Origin of the sequence: Hansschlegelia sp. KR7-227 (genome assembly GCF_049446035.1) — a bacterium.
Lineage (GTDB): Bacteria > Pseudomonadota > Alphaproteobacteria > Rhizobiales > Methylopilaceae > Methylopila.
On record NZ_JBMSEA010000001.1, the window covers coordinates 1,178,655 to 1,195,270 of the forward strand.

Here is a 16,616-nt window from a genome sequence, read left to right on the forward strand (position 1 = left end):
GGCTCTCTCAGGGGCGTCTCACCACATGTCGAGGGCGACGCGCGCCTCGTCGGACATCCGGCTCTGGTCCCATGGGGGATCGAAGACCATGCGGACCGTGACCTTGCCCACCCCCGGCGCCGCGCCGACGGCGTTCTCCACCCAGCCCGGCATCTCGCCCGCGACCGGACAGCCCGGGGCCGTCAGCGTCATGTCGATCGTCACGTCCCGATCGTCGGAGATGTCGATGCGGTAGACGAGCCCGAGTTCGTAGACGTCGACCGGAATCTCGGGATCGTAGACCGTCTTCAGCGCGGCGACGATGTCGTCCGTCAGTCGGTCCAGTTCCTCCGGCGGAATGGCGGACTGGGCGTCGATCGCCGTCTTCTCTGCGGTCGCAGCGTCGCTCATGTCGGAGCCTTTCTCACGCGAACAGATCGCGCGCCTTGGTGAGCGCCTCGGCGAGACGATCGACCTCGTCGGTCGTGTTGTAAAGGGCGAAGGACGCGCGACACGTGGAGGTGACGCCCAGCCGCTGCAGCAGGGGCTGCGCGCAATGGGTCCCCGCACGGACCGCGACCCCTGATCGGTCGAGGACGGTCGCCACGTCGTGGGCGTGCGCGCCCTGCAGGTTGAACGAGACGATCGCGCCTTTGCCGGGCGCTTTGCCGAAGATCGTCAGGGCGTTCATGGCGCCAAGACGTTCGTGGGCGTAGTCGCGCAGCGTCGTCTCGTGGGCTGCGATCGCCTCGAGCCCCACCTCCCGCATGTAGTCGAGCGCCGCCCCGAGTCCGATCGCCTGCACGATGGGCGGCGTCCCGGCCTCGAAGCGGTGCGGGGGATCGCCATAGGTGACGTTGGCCTCCGTCACGTCGCGGATCATCTCCCCGCCGCCGTTGAAAGGCGGCAGCGCGGCGAGCCGCTCCTTCTTGCCGTAGAGCGCGCCGATGCCGGTCGGGCCGTACACCTTGTGGCCGGTGAAGACGTAGTAGTCGCAGTCGATGTCCTGGACGTCGGGGGCGAGATGCACGGCCCCTTGGCTGCCGTCGACCAGCACCGGCACGCCGCGCTCATGGGCGAGCCGCACGACCTCCTTCACCGGGACCACGGTGCCCAGCACGTTCGACATGTGGGTGATCGCGACGAACTTGGTCCGTTCCGTCAGCGCCTGCTCAAACAGGTCGATGTCGAACGACCCGTCCTCGCGCACCTGGACCCACTTCAGGACCGCGCCCTTTCGCTCCCTCAGGAAGTGCCAGGGCACGACGTTCGAGTGATGCTCCATGATGGTGAGCACGATCTCGTCGCCCTCGCCGATGCCGGAAAGGCCGACGCCGTTCGCGACGAGGTTGATCGCCTCCGTCGCCGAGCGCGTGAAGATGATCTCGTCGACCGACCCTGCGTTCAGGAAGGCGCGGACGGTTTCGCGTGCGCCTTCAAAGGCTTCGGTCGCCGCGTTGGCGAGATAATGCAGCCCGCGGTGAACGTTTGAATATTCGCTCTCATAGGCCCGCCGCATGCGGTCGAGCACCTGCCGTGGCTTCTGCGCGGACGCGCCGTTGTCGAGATAGACCAGAGGTTTGCCGTGCACCTGGAGCGACAGCGCGGGAAAATCGGCGCGCAGCCGCGCGACGTCATAGGGCGGGGCGGCGGTCAAGGGTTCTGCGAGAGACATGGGGATGATCTAAACGCTGCGACCGCGAACGCAAGGGCGGAGGCGCCCGCCCGGCCGGACGCCCTCAGTCGCGGGCGACGAGCCAACGCTCCGCGCGCGCCATCAGCGCGTCGTGAAGGGGCTCGCTGGCGAGGTCTTCGAACGCCTCGCCGATGAAGGCCCGCACGAGCAGCGCCTCGGCGTCGGCCTGCGGCAGGCCGCGGGACTTGAGATAGAACAGCAGCTCGTCGTCGAGCGCGCCGACCGTCGCGCCATGGCCGCAGACGACGTCGTCGGCGAAGATCTCGAGCTCCGGCTTGGCGTCCGCCTCGGCGCCCTCCGACAGGAGCAGCGCCTTCGCCATCATCTTGCCGTCAGTCTTCTGCGCGGCGGGGCGGACGACGATCTTGCCCTGGAACACCGAGCGCGCCTCGCCGTCGAGCGCCGACTTGAACAGCTCCCGGCTGGAGCAGCCGGGCGCCGCATGGTCGACCACCATGGTGGTGTCGAGATGGCGCCGCGCGGCCGCGACCCCCGCCCCGCACAGGTTCGCGGTGGCCTTCGAGCCCTGGAAGGCGAGGAAGATCTGCCGGCGCGCCGCCGCCGCTCCGACCGAGAGCGACGCCGTCGTCAGCTCGGATTTGGCCCCGAGCCGCGCGGCGAGCGTGCTGAGGTGAAGCGTGCCCAGTCCTTCGTCCTGCAACGTCGCGAGCGTCGCCCTGGCGCCGTCCGCGAGATCGAGCGCGATTAGGGTGTTGGTCTGGTGAGCGGCGCCGTCTCCGGCGTGGCTCTCGATGAGGTCGATCGAGGCGCCCTCGCCCACCGAAATGAGAACCCGGCCATAGGCCGCATGCGCGGCGCCGACCTGGATGTTGGCGATATGGATCGGGCGTCGGACCGTCACCCCGTCGGCGATGGTCACGGTCAGGCCGTCGGCGACGAAGGCGGTGTTGAGCGCGATCGCGGCGTTGTCGGCTGGCGCGCCGTCGATCGTCAGCGTCTGTGCGGCGTCGCCGGCGAGCGCGACGGCGAGCGGGGCGATCGCCACTCCGTCGGGCGTGGAGTCGACGTCCGATAAAGAGGGCGCGAGCCGGCCGTTGACGAACACCACGCGGTGCGCGTCGACCTCCGCGAGCGGCAGCAGCGCTCGGGCGGCCTCGATCTCCTCGGCCGACACGAGGTCGGCGAGCGGGCGCGCCTCCCGCATGAGGGCGCGCAGATCGGTGTACTTCCAGTCCTCGACGCGCCGGTTCGGCAACCCCTTGGACGCGACCCCCCGAAACGCGTCATCGCGGAGCCTGGTCGCGGCTTCTCCGCCCGGCAGGACGTCGCGGACGGCGGCGAAGGCCTCGGCGAGGCCGGCTTCGGCGCCGGTTCGGATGGGACGGACCTCCGCGTTCATGATCTCGCCTGCCCTCACGCCGCTTCGTCGACGTAGGCCGCGTAGCCCTGCGCCTCGAGCTCATGCGCGAGCTCCTTGCCGCCGGTCCGCACGATACGGCCCTTCGCCATGACATGCACGACGTCCGGGACGATGTGGTCGAGCAGGCGCTGGTAATGCGTGATGACGAGGAACGCCCTGTTCTTGGCGCGGAGCGCGTTCACGCCCTGCGACACCACCTTGAGCGCGTCGATGTCGAGGCCTGAATCGGTCTCGTCCAGCACGCACATCTTCGGCTCAAGCAACGCCATCTGCAAAATCTCGTTGCGCTTCTTTTCGCCGCCGGAGAAGCCGACGTTCAGGCCGCGCTTCAACATGTCGGTCGAAATGTCCAGCCCGTCGGCTTTTTCCCGCACGAGCTTGATGAACTGCGGCGTCGGCAGCTCGGCCTCGCCGCGGGCGCGGCGCTGCGCGTTCACCGCCGCCTTGAGGAAGGTCATGGTGGCGACGCCGGGAATCTCCAGCGGATACTGGAAGGCGAGGAACAGGCCCTTGGCGGCCCGCTCGTCGGGCTCCAGCGCCAGCAGATCCTCGCCGTCGAGCGTCGCCGACCCGCCGGTGACCTCGTAGTCGGACTTACCCGCGAGCACGTAGCTCAGGGTCGACTTGCCGGAGCCGTTCGGCCCCATGATGGCGTGGACCTCGCCCGCTTTGACCTCGAGATCGAGGCCCCGGAGGATCGGCTTATCCTCGACGGAGGCGTGCAGGTTCTTGATCGAGAGCATGCTCTTCCCGTTCTCTCATCCGTCATCCCGGACGCGGGCGAGTCCCGCGGGCCGAAATCGCCCTGTGAAAAGGACGCCACATCATCGCGCAATCCCAGAACGGCCCTCAGGCCCTTCGGGGCGGCGCAGCCTCTTATCCAACGCTGCCTTCGAGCGAGATCGAGATCAGCTTCTGCGCCTCGACCGCGAACTCCATCGGCAACTGCTGCAGCACGTCCTTGACGAAGCCGTTGACGATGAGCGCCACCGCCTCCTCCTCCGACAGCCCGCGCTGCTGGCAGTAGAACTTCTGATCGTCCGAGATCTTCGACGTCGTCGCTTCGTGCTCGAAGACCGCCGTCGACGTCTTGGCCTCCAGATAGGGCACGGTGTGCGCGCCGCACTGGTCGCCGATCAAGAGCGAGTCGCAATTGGTGAAGTTGCGCGCGTTGGTCGCCTTGCGGTGCGCGGAGACCAGGCCGCGATAGGTGTTCTGCGAGCGCCCGGCCGAGATGCCCTTCGAGATGATCTTCGACGTCGTGTCCTTGCCGAGATGGATCATCTTGGTGCCCGAATCGACCTGCTGGCGGCCGTTCGAGATCGCGATCGAGTAGAACTCGCCCCTGGAATTGTCGCCGCGCAGGATGCAGCTCGGATATTTCCAGGTGATGGCCGAGCCGGTCTCGACCTGGGTCCAGGAGATCTTCGAATTCTTTCCGCGGCAGTCGCCCCGCTTGGTGACGAAATTGTAGATGCCGCCCTTGCCCTCGGCGTCGCCGGGGTACCAGTTCTGCACGGTCGAATATTTGATCTCGGCGTCGTCGAGCGCGACCAGTTCGACCACCGCCGCGTGCAGCTGATTCTCGTCGCGCATCGGCGCGGTGCAGCCTTCGAGGTAGCTCACATAGGAGCCCTCGTCGGCGATGATCAGCGTGCGCTCGAACTGGCCGGTGTTGCGCTCGTTGATCCGGAAATAGGTCGACAGCTCCATCGGGCAGCGCACGCCCTTCGGCACGTAGACGAATGAGCCGTCGGAGAACACGGCGGAGTTCAGCGTCGCGAAGAAGTTGTCGGAGGCCGGCACCACGGTGCCGAGATATTTCCGCACGAGCTCGGGATGCTCGCGCAGCGCCTCGGAGATCGGGCAGAAGATCACGCCGGCCTTGGCGAGCTCATCCTTGAAGGTGGTGGCGACGGAGACCGAGTCGAACACCGCGTCGACCGCCACGCGCCGCTGCTCGACGCCCGCGAGGATCTCCTGCTCCTGCAGGGGGATGCCCAGCTTCTCATAGGTGCGCAGCAGCTCGGGATCGACGTCGGCGAGCGTCTGCGGCCCCGTCCCGCTGCCCTTCGGCGCGGAGTAATAATAGAGTTCCTCATAGGGGATCGGCGGATAGTCGACCCGCGCCCATTTGGGCTCGATCATCGTGCGCCAGCGGCGATAGGCTTCGAGGCGCCAGTCGAGCATCCATTCGGGCTCGCCCTTCTTCCCGGAGATGAAGCGAACCGTGTCCTCCGAAAGCCCCTGCTCGGCGCGATCGGATTCGATGTCGGTGACGAAGCCGTATTTGTACTGGTCGACGTCGATCGCGCGGACGCGGGCGACGGTCTCCTGAACTGCCGGCATTCTTCTCGCTCCTTCGCCGCGACGAGCCGTCGGGGCGCGTTCTTAGAAACTCTCTAGCAGGGCTTTCGCGCGCGCGGAACGTCTTGTGTCACGCCGCTGTCGCGGAGGACGGCCCCGCGTGGCGTGCGGCGATCGCCGCCCACGCTTCGAGAAACGCCGCGCCGTCGGTCGCGTTTGACGGCCAGCCGAAGCTGACACGCAGCATTCCAATGGACAGATCGTGATCCACACCCATCGCGTCAAGCACCGGAGACGCTTTGGTTTTGCCGGACGAACAGGCCGATCCCGCAGACACCGCGATCCCGGCGAGATCGAGGGCGATCATCGCGCGGTCGGACGCGACGCCTGGCATGGCGAAGCACGAGGTGTTGGGAAGACGCGCGACGCCCTCGCCGAAGATCGTGACCGGTCCGATCCGTTTCAGCCCCGCCTCCATCGCGTCACGCCAGTCGGCGAGGGCTGCGAAGGCGTCGAGGTCCGCGCGCGCCTCCTCGGCCGCGATCCCCATGCCGACGATCCCGGCGACGTTTTCCGTCCCGCCGCGCCAGCCGCGCTCCTGCCCGCCTCCGCGCACCACGGCCTGCTCGACATGCAGCGCCTCCTCCGACCGGATGAGCGCGCCGACGCCGGCCGGTCCGCCGAATTTATGCGCGGCGAGCGCGAGGAAGTCGCAGCCGAGCGCCGCCATGTCGACGGGAATCTTCCCCGCCGCCTGCACGGCGTCGACATGGAGCAGACCTCCGAAGCGCCTCACGATCGCCGCCGCCTCGGCGACCGGCTGGATGACGCCGGTCTCGTTGTTCGCAGCCATCAGCGCCAGCATCATCCGCTCGCCCGGACGGGCTTTCGCGTGGCGCGCGAAGGCCGCCTCCGCCGCGGCGAGATCGATCAGGCCGTCGCCGTCGACCGGCATGGTCTCGACCGCGCCCGCCGGAAAGCGCGCGCCGACGGCGACCGCGGGATGCTCGACGGCCGAAACCGCGAGCCTCGTCACTGGCCGTCCGTTCCTGGGGTCCCGGATCGTCGGCGACAAAGCGAGATTGGACGCCTCGGTGCCGCCGCTGGTGAAGGTGACGCAGGAGGGCCGCGCCCCGACCAGCGCCGCGACCTTCGCGCGGGCCTCCTCGACGAGACGGCGTTTGGCCCGACCCTCGGCGTGGATCGACGACGGATTTCCGGTGACGGCGAGCGCTTCCGCCATCGCCGCGATCACGCTCGGACGGGTCGCGGTCGTCGCGTTGTGATCGAGATAGATCCGGCGCTCGTTCATGGCGTCGCGCTCCTTCCGGTCGTCGGGAAACGGCGTCGCGGGGTGACGCGATCCTTGCCTTTCGTCGGTCCTTCCGTGCTAGAGACAGCCGATCTATTGCGCAAGGCGGCCCGCCCGACACGTCGCTCCGAGAGAGCCGCGGTCCCGGTAGCCCAGACGCGCCCCGCCAGGGCGCTCCAGTTTCAAGGACCCGATATGCCCGAGGTGATCTTCAGCGGACCCGCCGGCCGGCTCGAAGGCCGCTACCATCCCGCCAAGCGCCGCCGCGCGCCGATCGCGCTCATCCTGCACCCGCACCCCCAGTTCGGGGGCACGATGAACAACCAGATCGTCTACAACCTCTATTACGCGTTCCTGAACCGCGGCTTCTCGGTCCTCCGCTTCAATTTCCGCGGCGTCGGCCGCAGCCAGGGCAATTTCGACCATGGCTCCGGGGAGCTTTCGGACGCGGCCTCCGCGCTCGACTGGGCGCAGAGCCTCAACCTCGACGCCCGCGCCTGCTGGATCGCCGGCGTGTCGTTCGGCGCGTGGATCGGCATGCAGCTGCTGATGCGCCGGCCGGAGGTGGAGGGCTTCATCTCGGTCGCGCCGCCCGCGAACCGCTTCGACTTCTCGTTCCTCGCGCCCTGCCCCTCGTCGGGCCTGTTCGTCCATGGCGACCAGGACCGCGTCGCGCCGATGAAGGACGTCCAGACGCTGATCGAGAAGCTGAAGACGCAGAGGGGCATCATCATCGACCAGTCGATCATCCCCGGCGCGAACCACTTCTTCGAGAATCGCATCGAAGAGCTGATGGTCGAGATCAACGCCTATCTCGACAAGCGCCTCGGACCGACCGGCGACGCCCTCCCTGAAGGCGGCGCCACCGCCGCCTGATCACGGCTTACGGCCGCGCGAGCACGCCGCCCGTCATCGGGCGCGGCGCGCCGGTCGTGCCGGGATAAGTGAGCGGCAGCCCCTTCAGGCTGCGCACGGCGAGCACCGCGAAGGCCTGCGCCTCCAACGCGTCTCCGGACAGACCGACGGCGTCGGCCGTGGTCACGTCCCCCGTCAGCTCACGCCTCAGCATGGCGAGCAGCGTCGGGTTCTTCGCGCCTCCGCCGGCCACGATCCAGAGCTTCGGAGGCTGCGGCAGCCGCGCCGCCCCGCTCGCGACCGACCGCGCCGTGAAGGCGGCGAGCGTGGCGAGCGCATCGGCGAGGGCGAGAGCGTCGGTCGGCCGGGCGTCGAAGGCGTTGCGGTCGAGCGACTTCGGCGGCGGCGCATCGAAATAGGGGTGCGCCATCAGCCGGTCGAGGATCGTCTCGTCCACCCGCCCCGCCGCCGCGATCGCGCCGTCCGAATCGTAAGGCTGCCCGGTCTCGCGACACAGCCGGTCGTCCATGAGCGCGTTCGCCGGCCCGGTGTCGAAGGCGATCAGTTCGCCGTCCGCGCCGATGAAGGTGACGTTGCCGACTCCGCCGAGATTGAGCACGGCGACCGGCCGCGGCAGGTCGAGATCGCGGATCAGCACGGGGTGAATGGTCGGCGCCAGCGGCGCGCCCTGCCCTCCTGCCGCGACGTCGGCGGCGCGGAAGTCATAGACCACCTGCCGTCCGAGCGCGCGCGCCAGCGCCGGGCCGTCGCCGATCTGGACGGTGAGCCCCGCTTCCGGCCGGTGCAGCACGGTCTGGCCGTGAAACCCGATGACGTCGATCCCGGACGCCGCGATGTCGTTGCCGGACAGGAAGCTCTCGACCGCCAGCCGGTGGGCGCCGTTGACGATCGCTTCGGCGAGCGCAAGCGCGCCGGGCCGCGCGGCGCGGTCGGTCAGGCCGGCGGCGTCGCCGAGAGCGCGCGCCAGCACCGCCCGCTCGGGTGGATCGTAGGGGTGGTAGCCGGTCGGGCCGAAGCGCTCGATGCGCTCGCCGTCGGTCTCGACCAGCGCGACGTCGACGCCGTCGAAGGACGTCCCGCTCATCAGTCCGATCGCGCGCATGCCGCAGGTCCCCTCTACGGACGCCTGCCCGTGGATTCGATGCGCGAACCTGCTACACAGCGGCCGCCCCGCCAAGACCGTCGATCGAGCTTCCCGTTATGACCGCCTACCGTTCCGACCTGCTGCGCCTGCTCGACGAGCGCGGCCAGATCCACCAGATCTCCGACCCGGACGCGCTCGACGCGCTCGCGCTTGAAGGCCCGGTCACGGCCTATATCGGCTACGACCTCACAGCGCCGAGCCTGCATGTCGGGCATATGGCGAACATCATGATGCTGCGCCGGCTCCAGCAGTCCGGCCACCGGCCGATCGTGCTGATGGGCGGCGGCACCACCAAGATCGGCGACCCGTCGTTCCGCAACGAGCAGCGCCCTTTGCTCGACGACGCGCAGATCGCCGCCAATAAGGAGACGATCAAGGCGGTCTTCACGCAGTTCGTCGCCTTCGGAGACGGTGCGACCGACGCTGTGATGGTCGACAACGCGGATTGGCTCGACCGGCTGGAATATGTGCCGTTCCTGCGCGAGATCGGCCGGCACTTCTCGGTCAACCGCATGCTGAGCTTCGACAGCGTGAAGAGCCGGCTCGATCAGGACCAGCCGTTCTCATTCCTCGAATTCAACTACATGATCCTGCAGGCCTACGACTTCCTGGAGCTCAATCGCCGCTACGGCTGCCGGCTCCAGATGGGCGGCTCGGACCAGTGGGGCAACATCGTCAACGGCATCGAGCTCGGGAGACGGGTCGACGGCAAGCAGCTGTTCGCCGTCACCTGCCCGCTGATCACCACGGCGTCCGGCGCCAAGATGGGCAAGACCGCCGGCGGGGCGGTGTGGCTGAACGCCGACATGACCGGGCCCTTCGCCTTCTGGCAGTACTGGCGAAACGTCGACGACGCCGACGTCGTGCGCTTCCTCAAGCTGTTCACGGATCTGCCGCTCGCCGAGATTGAACGTCTCGGCGCGCTGAGGGACGCGGAGGTCAACGACGCCAAGAAGATTTTGGCCACGGAGGCGACGGCGATCGTCCATGGCCGCGCCGCGGCCGAAGAGGCGGAGGCGACGGCCCGCAAGACGTTCGAAGAGGGCGCGCTCGCGGAGACGCTGCCGACGGTCGAGATCGACGCCGGTTCGCTCTCCCAGGGGCTCGGCGTGCTCGGCCTGTTCGTGACCGCTGGCCTCGCCGCCTCCAACGGCGAGGCGCGGCGTCTGGTGAAGGGCGGCGGCCTACGGGTCAACGACGCGCCGGTCGTCGACGACCGGGCCGCCCTCTCCGACCGGGACCTGACGCCGGAAGGGGTGATCAAGCTGTCGGTCGGCAAGAAGAAGCACGTCCTCCTGCGCCCTCGCTGACGGGCGGCCGCGTCGACCTACTGCGCCGTCTCGCGCGAGGTCGCTCCGGTGGCCGGGTCGCTCGCCTGGCCTTCCTGGCGATATTCGAACATGCGCCGCAGGAAGCCCGGCGCGACGGCGGACATCGGGTTCACCGTCACGGTGGGCGCGGTCGTCGGCCCCTTGACCTGGAAGGTCACCCCGACCAGTCCGCCGTTCTTGCCGCCGCCGAGCAGTTCGCCGATCAGCGGCACGCGGCTGAGCAGATTGTTCAGCGCGTAGATCGGCACGAAGGTGCCGACGAGATCCACCTTGTTGGCGGCGTAGTTGACCGAGCCCTCCAGCGTCGCGCCGAGGGTCGGGCCGTAGACGGTGGCCTCGTTCACCTTGACCACGCCGCCGCCTTGCACGAACGCGACGCGCAGCCGCGAAAATTTCGTCGCGCCCCGGGCCGCAGCCGGAGCTTCGCGATCCGCGCCGGTGGTCTGGCTGACCCTGTCCAGGGTCGTCTCGTTGAGAACGCTGAAATCGCGGATCCTGAGAACGCCGGGGCCTCCGGACAGCGACGCGGCGAGGTCGAACACGCCGCCGTCGATCCGGCCATAGAGGTCGGCGAAGCGGAAGAAGGCGCCGGCGTCGCCTCCGGCCAGATTCAGCCGACCGCCCTCGCCCGTCGCGATGCGGATCGCCCCGGCTCCGATCCGGCCGGCGCCGTCGGCGTCGGTCACCTTGCCGTCGCGCACCGCGAGCTTGATGTCGAGGCCGGCCACGGCTTCGTCGCCATAGCCGAGCCCGGTCCCCAGCTTGGCCGAGACGTCGAGGTTTTTCGGGGCGGAGCCGGCGTCGCTCGCCTTCGTCCGGGCGCCTCCGGACGACTTGCCGCGCGCCGCGTCGAGAAGCGGCTTGAGGTCGAGCGCCGCGCCCTGCACGGCGACCTTCGTGACGCCGCCCTTCGTCCGATCGATGTCGACCTTGGCGTCGTCTCCGGGCGCCGGCCTGTAGATCGGCAGAGTCGCGGCGATCAGATCTCCCTTGGGGCCGAACTCGATGGTCCCGCGCACGCCGCGGTCGCCGCTTTCGAGCGCGAAGTCCTTGATCTGCGTGCGCTCCGCCGTCTTTTCGACAATGAAGCCGAGACGGCCGGCCTTACCCGCCGGCTTCCGGAACCCTGGCACCAGCCCGTCGATGCCGACGGTTGTCAGGTCCGCCTTCACCGCGAACGGCGCCCCGGGTTCGTCGAGCGCGAAATCCGCCGTCAGGGGAACCGAGCCGGTGATCGAGCCGGGCACGTCGAGGCCGAGCCTCGTCAGGTCGCCGGCGTCGGCGGTGAGAGCGACGGCGAGCTTGCGGCGGGCCGGAGCGGTTGCGGTCCCGGGCGTCCCGCTGACGGCGACGGTCGCCGGCGCTCCGCTGACGACCCCCTTTCCGACGAGCGTCGGCGGACCATCGGCGGCTTCCAGGCGGAAGCTTCCCTTCTCGAAATCACGGCCGGCGAAGACGTCGGCGATCCTCACGTCGCTGAGTTGGGCGGACACCCGCACCTGCGGCTTCGGAGCGTCTCCCGGGGCGTGCCCCAATTCGAAGCCCGCCGTCACGTCCGCCGCCACCTTTCCGCTGACTTTGGCGACGTCGATCAGCGCCGGCACGGGACTGGGCCCGAAGGCGCCCGAGGCGACCATCGACAGCGCCCGCCGGAGCGACCCGTCCGCCTTGAGCGTCAGCTGCGCCTTTGGCATCCGCGGCGCGAGATCCGGCACGGTGAACCGGGCGTCCCTGATCGTAACGGGTCCCTCCTCGCCGAGGCCGGCGACATAGCCCTCGTTCACCGTGGCGACGACCGTTCGCGCCGTCGCGTCGACGCGCCCGCTCGCGCCCTCGATCCAGGGCATGTCGGCCCCTCCGCGCAGAGATCCCTCCGAAAACAGCACCTCCAACGCCATAGAGCCGTCTGGCAGCGGATCGTGCGGGCCGAGCGTCGCAAGCGCGCCCGCCGGAACGTCGATCGTCAGCGACACGCCGTCGATCCGCCCGGCTCCCACATTGTCGATCACCCACTCGCGCACCGACGACGCCAGAAAGAACGGCCACAGCCGCTTGACCGCGGAGGACGGCATGGGGTCGCTGACCAGTCCGAGCCGGATCGCGGGGCTCGCGCCTTCGAATCGCACCGATCCGGAGGCCGCCGCCTTGGCGGTCGGTCCGAGAAACTCCGCCTTGCTGATCTCGAGCGCGCCGGCGGTCGGGTCGAAGCTCGCCGCGATGCCGATGCGGTCGAGCCGAAGCGGAGCTTCGCCGGCCCGCTCGCTCGCCAGCAGGACGTCGCGCCCGTCGAACGTGGCGAGCCAGGGCGCGCCGGGACGCTGGGGGGCGGAGAACGCGCCGGTGAAGCTCATCTGGCCGCCGCGGCTTCTGAGCTGGGAGGGCTCTATCTTCAAGGTGCGGGAGGCGGCGTCCCAGCCGAGCGCGAGCTGAATGCGGTCTATGGCGACGCTGCGTGGAGGTCCGCCGGTCTCTACGGCGGGGCCTGGCATCGCCACGACGATCGCGCGCCCGTCCAGCCGTCCGTCTCCTGCCAGCAGCCGCCCGTCGGCGCCGATCCGGGCGCTGAAATGGCCCGACACACGACCGGTGATCGGGGAAGCGCCGGCCTTCTCGGCCAGCGGGGCCGAGTACGGCGCGAGATCGACGTTCTCCAGCCCGAGATCGACGGTGCGGGCCTTGTCGTCGGCGGGCGCGGTGACCGTCACGGCCGTCGTCCAGCGGTCGCCCGGACGCGACGACGACGTCGTCAGCGCGATGGAGCCCCCTGCGCCGCGCGAGAGACGCAGATCCACGCCGTCGAGCGCCAGGGGCGCGCGGCTCTGCGAAGCCACGACGAGCGTGGCGCCGTTCACCACGACCTCCTGCAATGCGCCCGCCGCGCCGTCCGCCCCCAGCAGACGGTCCAGATCACCAACGGCGGCGAGGATGCGGCTCGGCAGGTCGGAATTCTTCGACGCGGCGTCCATGGTCACGTCGAGGCGCATGTCGAGCTTCGGGTTCGTCAGATGGACGGAGGTCACGCCGACGTCGCCGCCGAAAAGTCCGAGCCCGTCGAGATTGAGCTCGGCGCGGGGCACGCTCGCGATCACGGGCCCGCCGCCAGCCTTCGCGATCTCGAGATCGACCAGCCTGAGCTCGATTCCGGCCGCCCCGCGATGCAGCTCGGCGTCCTCGATCGCGACCGCGTAGTCGGGGCCCAGCCGCTGCTCGATCGCCGTCTTGACCCGAGGAATCACCTGCGAGGCCGGCAGCGGCATATGCTGGATAGCGAGCCATGCGGCGCCGATCACCAGGATCAGAGCGAAGACCCCCGCGCCGACCAGCCCGACCAGCCGCCGCGGCGTCGCGGCGGGCGAGGCCGGCAGCCCGTCGGCGCGCGCAGGTTCGCGCGAACGGCCGATCCAGGGGAGAGCGGCCGACCGTACGCGGGAGAGGCGATGCTTTCGGGCAGGATCCGCCATGGGGCGCGGTTAGGTCTCCTCCATCGAGCCGCCGATTCGGCGCTGGCGCCAAGCGGGTCACTATGTGCGGTATAGCAATGCCGGACCATGCCGGCGTTCTGATGAATAAGGGGGATATCAGACAATGACGAGCGCGCTCACGGTCGGTTCGGCGGCGCCGGAGTTCACGCTGCCCGCCTCAGGCGGCGGCGTCGTCAGCTTGGCCGACCTCAAGGGACAGGCGGTCGTGCTGTATTTCTATCCGAAGGACGACACCCCGGGCTGCACCGTCGAGGCCAAGGATTTCAGTCGCTTGAAGCCGGCTTTCACCGAGGCCGCGACGACCGTGATCGGCGTGTCGCCCGACAGCGTCGCCAGCCACGACAAGTTCCGCCGGAAATACGACCTCGGTCTGGACCTTGCCGCTGACGAGGAGCGCCAGGCGCTGGAGGCCTACGGCGTTTGGGTCGAAAAGAGCATGTACGGTCGAAAGTATATGGGCGTGGAGCGCACGACGGTGCTGATCGACCGAGAGGGCAGAATCGTCCGCGTGTGGACGAAGGTGCGCGTGCCCGGGCATGCCGAGGAGGTCCTTGCGGCCGCACAGGCGCTCTGAACCAGCCGCTCGTTATCGCGGGATTAACCCTAACGCCCTCAAAATCTCCCCACCTGATCTGGGGGAGCCGATGCCGATCGATCCGCATGCCCAAAGCGCCGCGACCGATCGGATCGTGTTCGAGCGCGGGGGGCGTCGGACCGCGGTCCGCCTGCCCCGGCACGGCGTCGCGGCGCTGGGCATAGCGGTCGTCCTGTTGGCTGCCTGGTCGTTCGCCGCGGGCGGGTACATCCTGTTTCACGACGCCGTCGTCGCCGCGTTGCGCAGCAACGCGAAGGCGACCGCGCAGGGCTACGAGGCCCAGATCGCCGTCCTGAAGGACGAGCTCGAACGCTCCCGCACCCGCCGGATGGTCGAACGCGCCGGAGTCGAGGACCGCCTCGGCGACCTCGCCCGCCGGCAGGAGGCGCTGGAGCAGCGGCAAACGAAGCTGGCCGATCTCGGCGCCGGAGCGCCGTCTGCGGCGCCGCTCGCCGTCCAGCCGGCCTATGGAAATTCGCTGAAGCCGACGCCGCTCGATCAGCCGCTCGAATCGCTCGAGGATGTCGAGTCGCCCGCGGAGGGGCTGAGAACCGAGGCCAAGTCCCCGGACGCCCTCGCCGCCTCGCTCGACGCTCTGGAGCTCCGCCAGGCCCGCGCTCTCAACGACATCGCGCAGAAGACCGCCGTCCGACGTGTCAAACTCGAGCGCGTCTACAACGCCGCCGGTCTTCGGAAGCCTACCCCTCCGGCCGACGGCAGGGCGCGCGGCGGCCCCTATGAGCCGGCTCCGGCCCGGGCGCTGAGCTTCGAGGCCAAGGCCGCCCAGGTGGCCGCCGAGCGCGACCTCGTGCACGCGCTCGACCGCGGTCTCGACCGCGCGCCGATCCGCACGCCGGCGCCCGGCGCGTCCATCTCCAGCGGGTTCGGCGTCCGCCCCGATCCGTTCCTGGGACGGCCGGCCTATCACGCCGGTCTCGATTTCGAAGAGACGTTCGGGTCGCCCGTCCGGGCGACCGCCGCGGGCCGCGTGATCGCGGCCGGCCCCAGCGGCGGCTACGGCAACATGGTCGAGATCGACCATGGCGGAGGCTTGACGACGCGGTTCGGCCACATGTCGTCGATCGCCGTCGAAATCGGCCAGGACGTGAAGCCCGGTTCGACGCTCGGCCGCGTCGGCTCGACCGGCCGCTCGACGGGCCCGCATCTGCACTATGAGACCCGGATCGACGGCGAAGCGGTCGATCCCCTGCGCTTCCTGCGCGCCGGCAGCATCCTCGTCTCGGCCGACTGAACCCTCAGTCGGCGTCCTCGACGCTCTCGGGCGCCCCGCCATAGGCGCGCTGCGCCAGCGTCGCCTCCATGAAGCCGTCGAGATCGCCGTCGAGCACGTCCTGCGGCGAGGTCGAGGTGTGGCCCGTCCGGAGGTCCTTCACCAGCTGATAGGGCTGCAGCACGTAAGAGCGGATCTGGTGGCCCCAGCCGATGTCGGTCTTGGCGGCCTGATCGGCGGCGGCCTGCTCCTCGCGGATCTTCAGCTCACGCTCGTAGAGCTTGGCGCGCAACACGTCCCAGGCCGTCGCCCGGTTCTTGTGCTGCGAGCGATCGCCCTGGCTCACCACCATGATGCCAGTCGGAATGTGGACGAGTCGGACGGCGGACTCCGTCTTGTTGACGTGCTGGCCGCCGGCGCCGCCGGAGCGCATCACGTCGGTGCGCACGTCGCTTTCGTTGATCTCGATTTTAATGGTGTCGTCGATCACGGGATAGACGTCGATCGAGGCGAAGCTCGTCTGGCGGCGCGCGTTCGAGTCAAAGGGCGAGATGCGCACCAGGCGGTGAACGCCGGCCTCGGTCTTCAGCCAGCCATAGGCGTTGTGGCCCTTGATCTGAAGGGTGGCGGACTTGATGCCCGCCTGCTCGGCGTTCTGATGGTCGATGACGTCGATCTTGAAGCCGCGCCGTTCCGCCCAGCGGGTGTACATCCGCAGCAGCATCTCGGCCCAGTCCTGGCTTTCCGTTCCGCCGGCGCCGGGGTGCACTTCGAGGAAGGTGTCGAAGCCGTCGGCCTCGCCCGAGAGCAGCGATTCGAGCTGACGCCGCGCCGCCTCGTCCTTCAGCGCCTGCAGCGCCTTCTCGGCCTCGGCGACGACGCCCTCGTCGCCCTCCATCTCCCCGAGTTCGATCAGCTCCAGATTGTCCTTGAGCTCGCGCTCGATGCGCACGACCCCGCTCATGGAGTCGTCCAGCGCGCCGCGCTCCTGCATGACCTTCTGCGCGCGCGCCGGGTCCTCCCAGAGCGCAGGGTCCTCGGCGGCGTCGTTCAGCTCTTCGAGACGGGACTGCGCGGCGTCCCAGTCAAAGATGCCTCCTCAGCAGCCCGACTGACTGCTCGATGTCCTGAACGAGGGTTTCGATTTCGGCGCGCATGGGCGAAGCGACGGCTTTCGGCGGAAGCTGAACGGGCCGCGACTGTTAGCCCACGTCAGGCGCCGCTGTAAACCGGCGACGGCGGGACCAGCCGCCCTATGTGGCGGCTTGCGCGGCGTAAAGAG

General features: G+C 69.2%; 13 protein-coding genes. 4 read left to right on the forward strand and 9 right to left on the reverse strand.

The features are described from left to right. Nucleotides 1-18: 18 nt before the first annotated feature. The 6 genes from ACO2RJ_RS05570 to ACO2RJ_RS05595 form a co-directional block, all read right to left on the reverse strand. On the reverse strand, nt 19-390 hold the full coding sequence (locus ACO2RJ_RS05570) for an SUF system Fe-S cluster assembly protein (RefSeq protein ID WP_423266994.1): 372 nt from the start codon (nt 388-390) through the stop codon (nt 19-21). 13 nt (nt 391-403) lie between these two features. Then, nucleotides 404-1,654, reverse strand: coding sequence for a cysteine desulfurase (locus tag ACO2RJ_RS05575; RefSeq protein ID WP_423266995.1), 1,251 nt, complete (start codon nt 1,652-1,654; stop codon nt 404-406). 64 nt (nt 1,655-1,718) lie between these two features. Next, entirely contained in the window at nt 1,719-3,035 is a 1,317-nt protein-coding gene (gene sufD, locus ACO2RJ_RS05580; protein ID WP_423266996.1) for a Fe-S cluster assembly protein SufD, read from the reverse strand. A 14-nt stretch (nt 3,036-3,049) separates the two neighbouring features. Further along, nucleotides 3,050-3,799 carry a Fe-S cluster assembly ATPase SufC gene (gene sufC, locus ACO2RJ_RS05585; protein WP_423266997.1) on the reverse strand — a complete coding sequence of 250 codons (750 nt, stop codon included), beginning with the start codon at nt 3,797-3,799 and terminating at the stop codon, nt 3,050-3,052. 133 nt (nt 3,800-3,932) lie between these two features. After that, nucleotides 3,933-5,405 (reverse strand): Fe-S cluster assembly protein SufB, encoded by a 1,473-nt coding sequence (gene sufB, locus ACO2RJ_RS05590; protein WP_423266998.1) that lies wholly within the window; start codon nt 5,403-5,405, stop codon nt 3,933-3,935. An 88-nt stretch (nt 5,406-5,493) separates the two neighbouring features. Next, complete coding sequence (locus ACO2RJ_RS05595; RefSeq protein WP_423266999.1) at nt 5,494-6,675, reverse strand: cysteine desulfurase family protein; 1,182 nt, start codon at nt 6,673-6,675, stop codon at nt 5,494-5,496. A gap of 195 nt (nt 6,676-6,870) precedes the next feature. On the opposite strand from ACO2RJ_RS05595, the gene ACO2RJ_RS05600 reads away from it, so the two are divergent. Further along, nucleotides 6,871-7,551, forward strand: a complete 681-nt coding sequence (locus ACO2RJ_RS05600) for an alpha/beta hydrolase (RefSeq protein ID WP_423267000.1) — start codon at nt 6,871-6,873, stop codon at nt 7,549-7,551. Between the two features lie 7 nt (nt 7,552-7,558). On the opposite strand, the gene ACO2RJ_RS05605 is transcribed toward ACO2RJ_RS05600, so the two are convergent. After that, nucleotides 7,559-8,653: an anhydro-N-acetylmuramic acid kinase gene (locus tag ACO2RJ_RS05605; protein ID WP_423267001.1), complete on the reverse strand. Its 1,095-nt coding sequence runs from the start codon at nt 8,651-8,653 to the stop codon at nt 7,559-7,561. A gap of 98 nt (nt 8,654-8,751) precedes the next feature. On the opposite strand from ACO2RJ_RS05605, the gene tyrS reads away from it, so the two are divergent. Further along, on the forward strand, nt 8,752-10,005 hold the full coding sequence (gene tyrS / locus ACO2RJ_RS05610; RefSeq protein WP_423267002.1) for a tyrosine--tRNA ligase: 1,254 nt from the start codon (nt 8,752-8,754) through the stop codon (nt 10,003-10,005). A 17-nt stretch (nt 10,006-10,022) separates the two neighbouring features. Here tyrS and ACO2RJ_RS05615 read toward each other — a convergent pair whose 3' ends face one another. Beyond that, a complete protein-coding gene (locus ACO2RJ_RS05615; protein ID WP_423267003.1) occupies nt 10,023-13,487 on the reverse strand; it encodes a preprotein translocase subunit TatC in 3,465 nt (1,154 codons plus the stop codon). Between the two features lie 124 nt (nt 13,488-13,611). Between ACO2RJ_RS05615 and ACO2RJ_RS05620 the strand changes: the two genes are divergently transcribed. Both ACO2RJ_RS05620 and ACO2RJ_RS05625 read left to right on the forward strand, forming a co-directional pair. Next, complete coding sequence (locus ACO2RJ_RS05620; RefSeq protein ID WP_423267004.1) at nt 13,612-14,082, forward strand: peroxiredoxin; 471 nt, start codon at nt 13,612-13,614, stop codon at nt 14,080-14,082. Nucleotides 14,083-14,152: 70 nt separating this feature from the next. After that, complete coding sequence (locus ACO2RJ_RS05625) at nt 14,153-15,355, forward strand: M23 family metallopeptidase (protein WP_423267005.1); 1,203 nt, start codon at nt 14,153-14,155, stop codon at nt 15,353-15,355. Between the two features lie 4 nt (nt 15,356-15,359). On the opposite strand, the gene prfB is transcribed toward ACO2RJ_RS05625, so the two are convergent. Beyond that, nucleotides 15,360-16,491, reverse strand: a protein-coding gene (prfB, locus tag ACO2RJ_RS05630; protein WP_423267006.1) for a peptide chain release factor 2 whose coding sequence is annotated in 2 segments (ribosomal slippage) — nt 15,360-16,421 and nt 16,423-16,491 — 1,131 coding nt in all. Because the reading frame shifts where the segments join, the coding sequence is not laid out codon by codon here. Between the last annotated feature and the right edge of the window lie 125 nt (nt 16,492-16,616).

Bases quoted from the DNA above. Each gene is read 5' to 3' on its own strand.
- ACO2RJ_RS05595 (WP_423266999.1), bottom strand. From the start codon at position 6,675: ATGAACGAGCGCCGGATCTATCTCGATCACAACGCGACGACCGCGACC.
- ACO2RJ_RS05600 (WP_423267000.1), top strand. From the start codon at position 6,871: ATGCCCGAGGTGATCTTCAGCGGACCCGCCGGCCGGCTCGAAGGCCGC.
- ACO2RJ_RS05620 (WP_423267004.1), top strand. From the start codon at position 13,612: ATGACGAGCGCGCTCACGGTCGGTTCGGCGGCGCCGGAGTTCACGCTG.
- ACO2RJ_RS05570 (WP_423266994.1), bottom strand. From the start codon at position 390: ATGAGCGACGCTGCGACCGCAGAGAAGACGGCGATCGACGCCCAGTCC.
- ACO2RJ_RS05625 (WP_423267005.1), top strand. From the start codon at position 14,153: ATGCCGATCGATCCGCATGCCCAAAGCGCCGCGACCGATCGGATCGTG.
- sufD (WP_423266996.1), bottom strand. From the start codon at position 3,035: ATGAACGCGGAGGTCCGTCCCATCCGAACCGGCGCCGAAGCCGGCCTC.
- ACO2RJ_RS05605 (WP_423267001.1), bottom strand. From the start codon at position 8,653: ATGCGCGCGATCGGACTGATGAGCGGGACGTCCTTCGACGGCGTCGAC.
- tyrS (WP_423267002.1), top strand. From the start codon at position 8,752: ATGACCGCCTACCGTTCCGACCTGCTGCGCCTGCTCGACGAGCGCGGC.
- ACO2RJ_RS05615 (WP_423267003.1), bottom strand. From the start codon at position 13,487: ATGGCGGATCCTGCCCGAAAGCATCGCCTCTCCCGCGTACGGTCGGCC.
- sufB (WP_423266998.1), bottom strand. From the start codon at position 5,405: ATGCCGGCAGTTCAGGAGACCGTCGCCCGCGTCCGCGCGATCGACGTC.
- sufC (WP_423266997.1), bottom strand. From the start codon at position 3,799: ATGCTCTCGATCAAGAACCTGCACGCCTCCGTCGAGGATAAGCCGATC.
- ACO2RJ_RS05575 (WP_423266995.1), bottom strand. From the start codon at position 1,654: ATGTCTCTCGCAGAACCCTTGACCGCCGCCCCGCCCTATGACGTCGCG.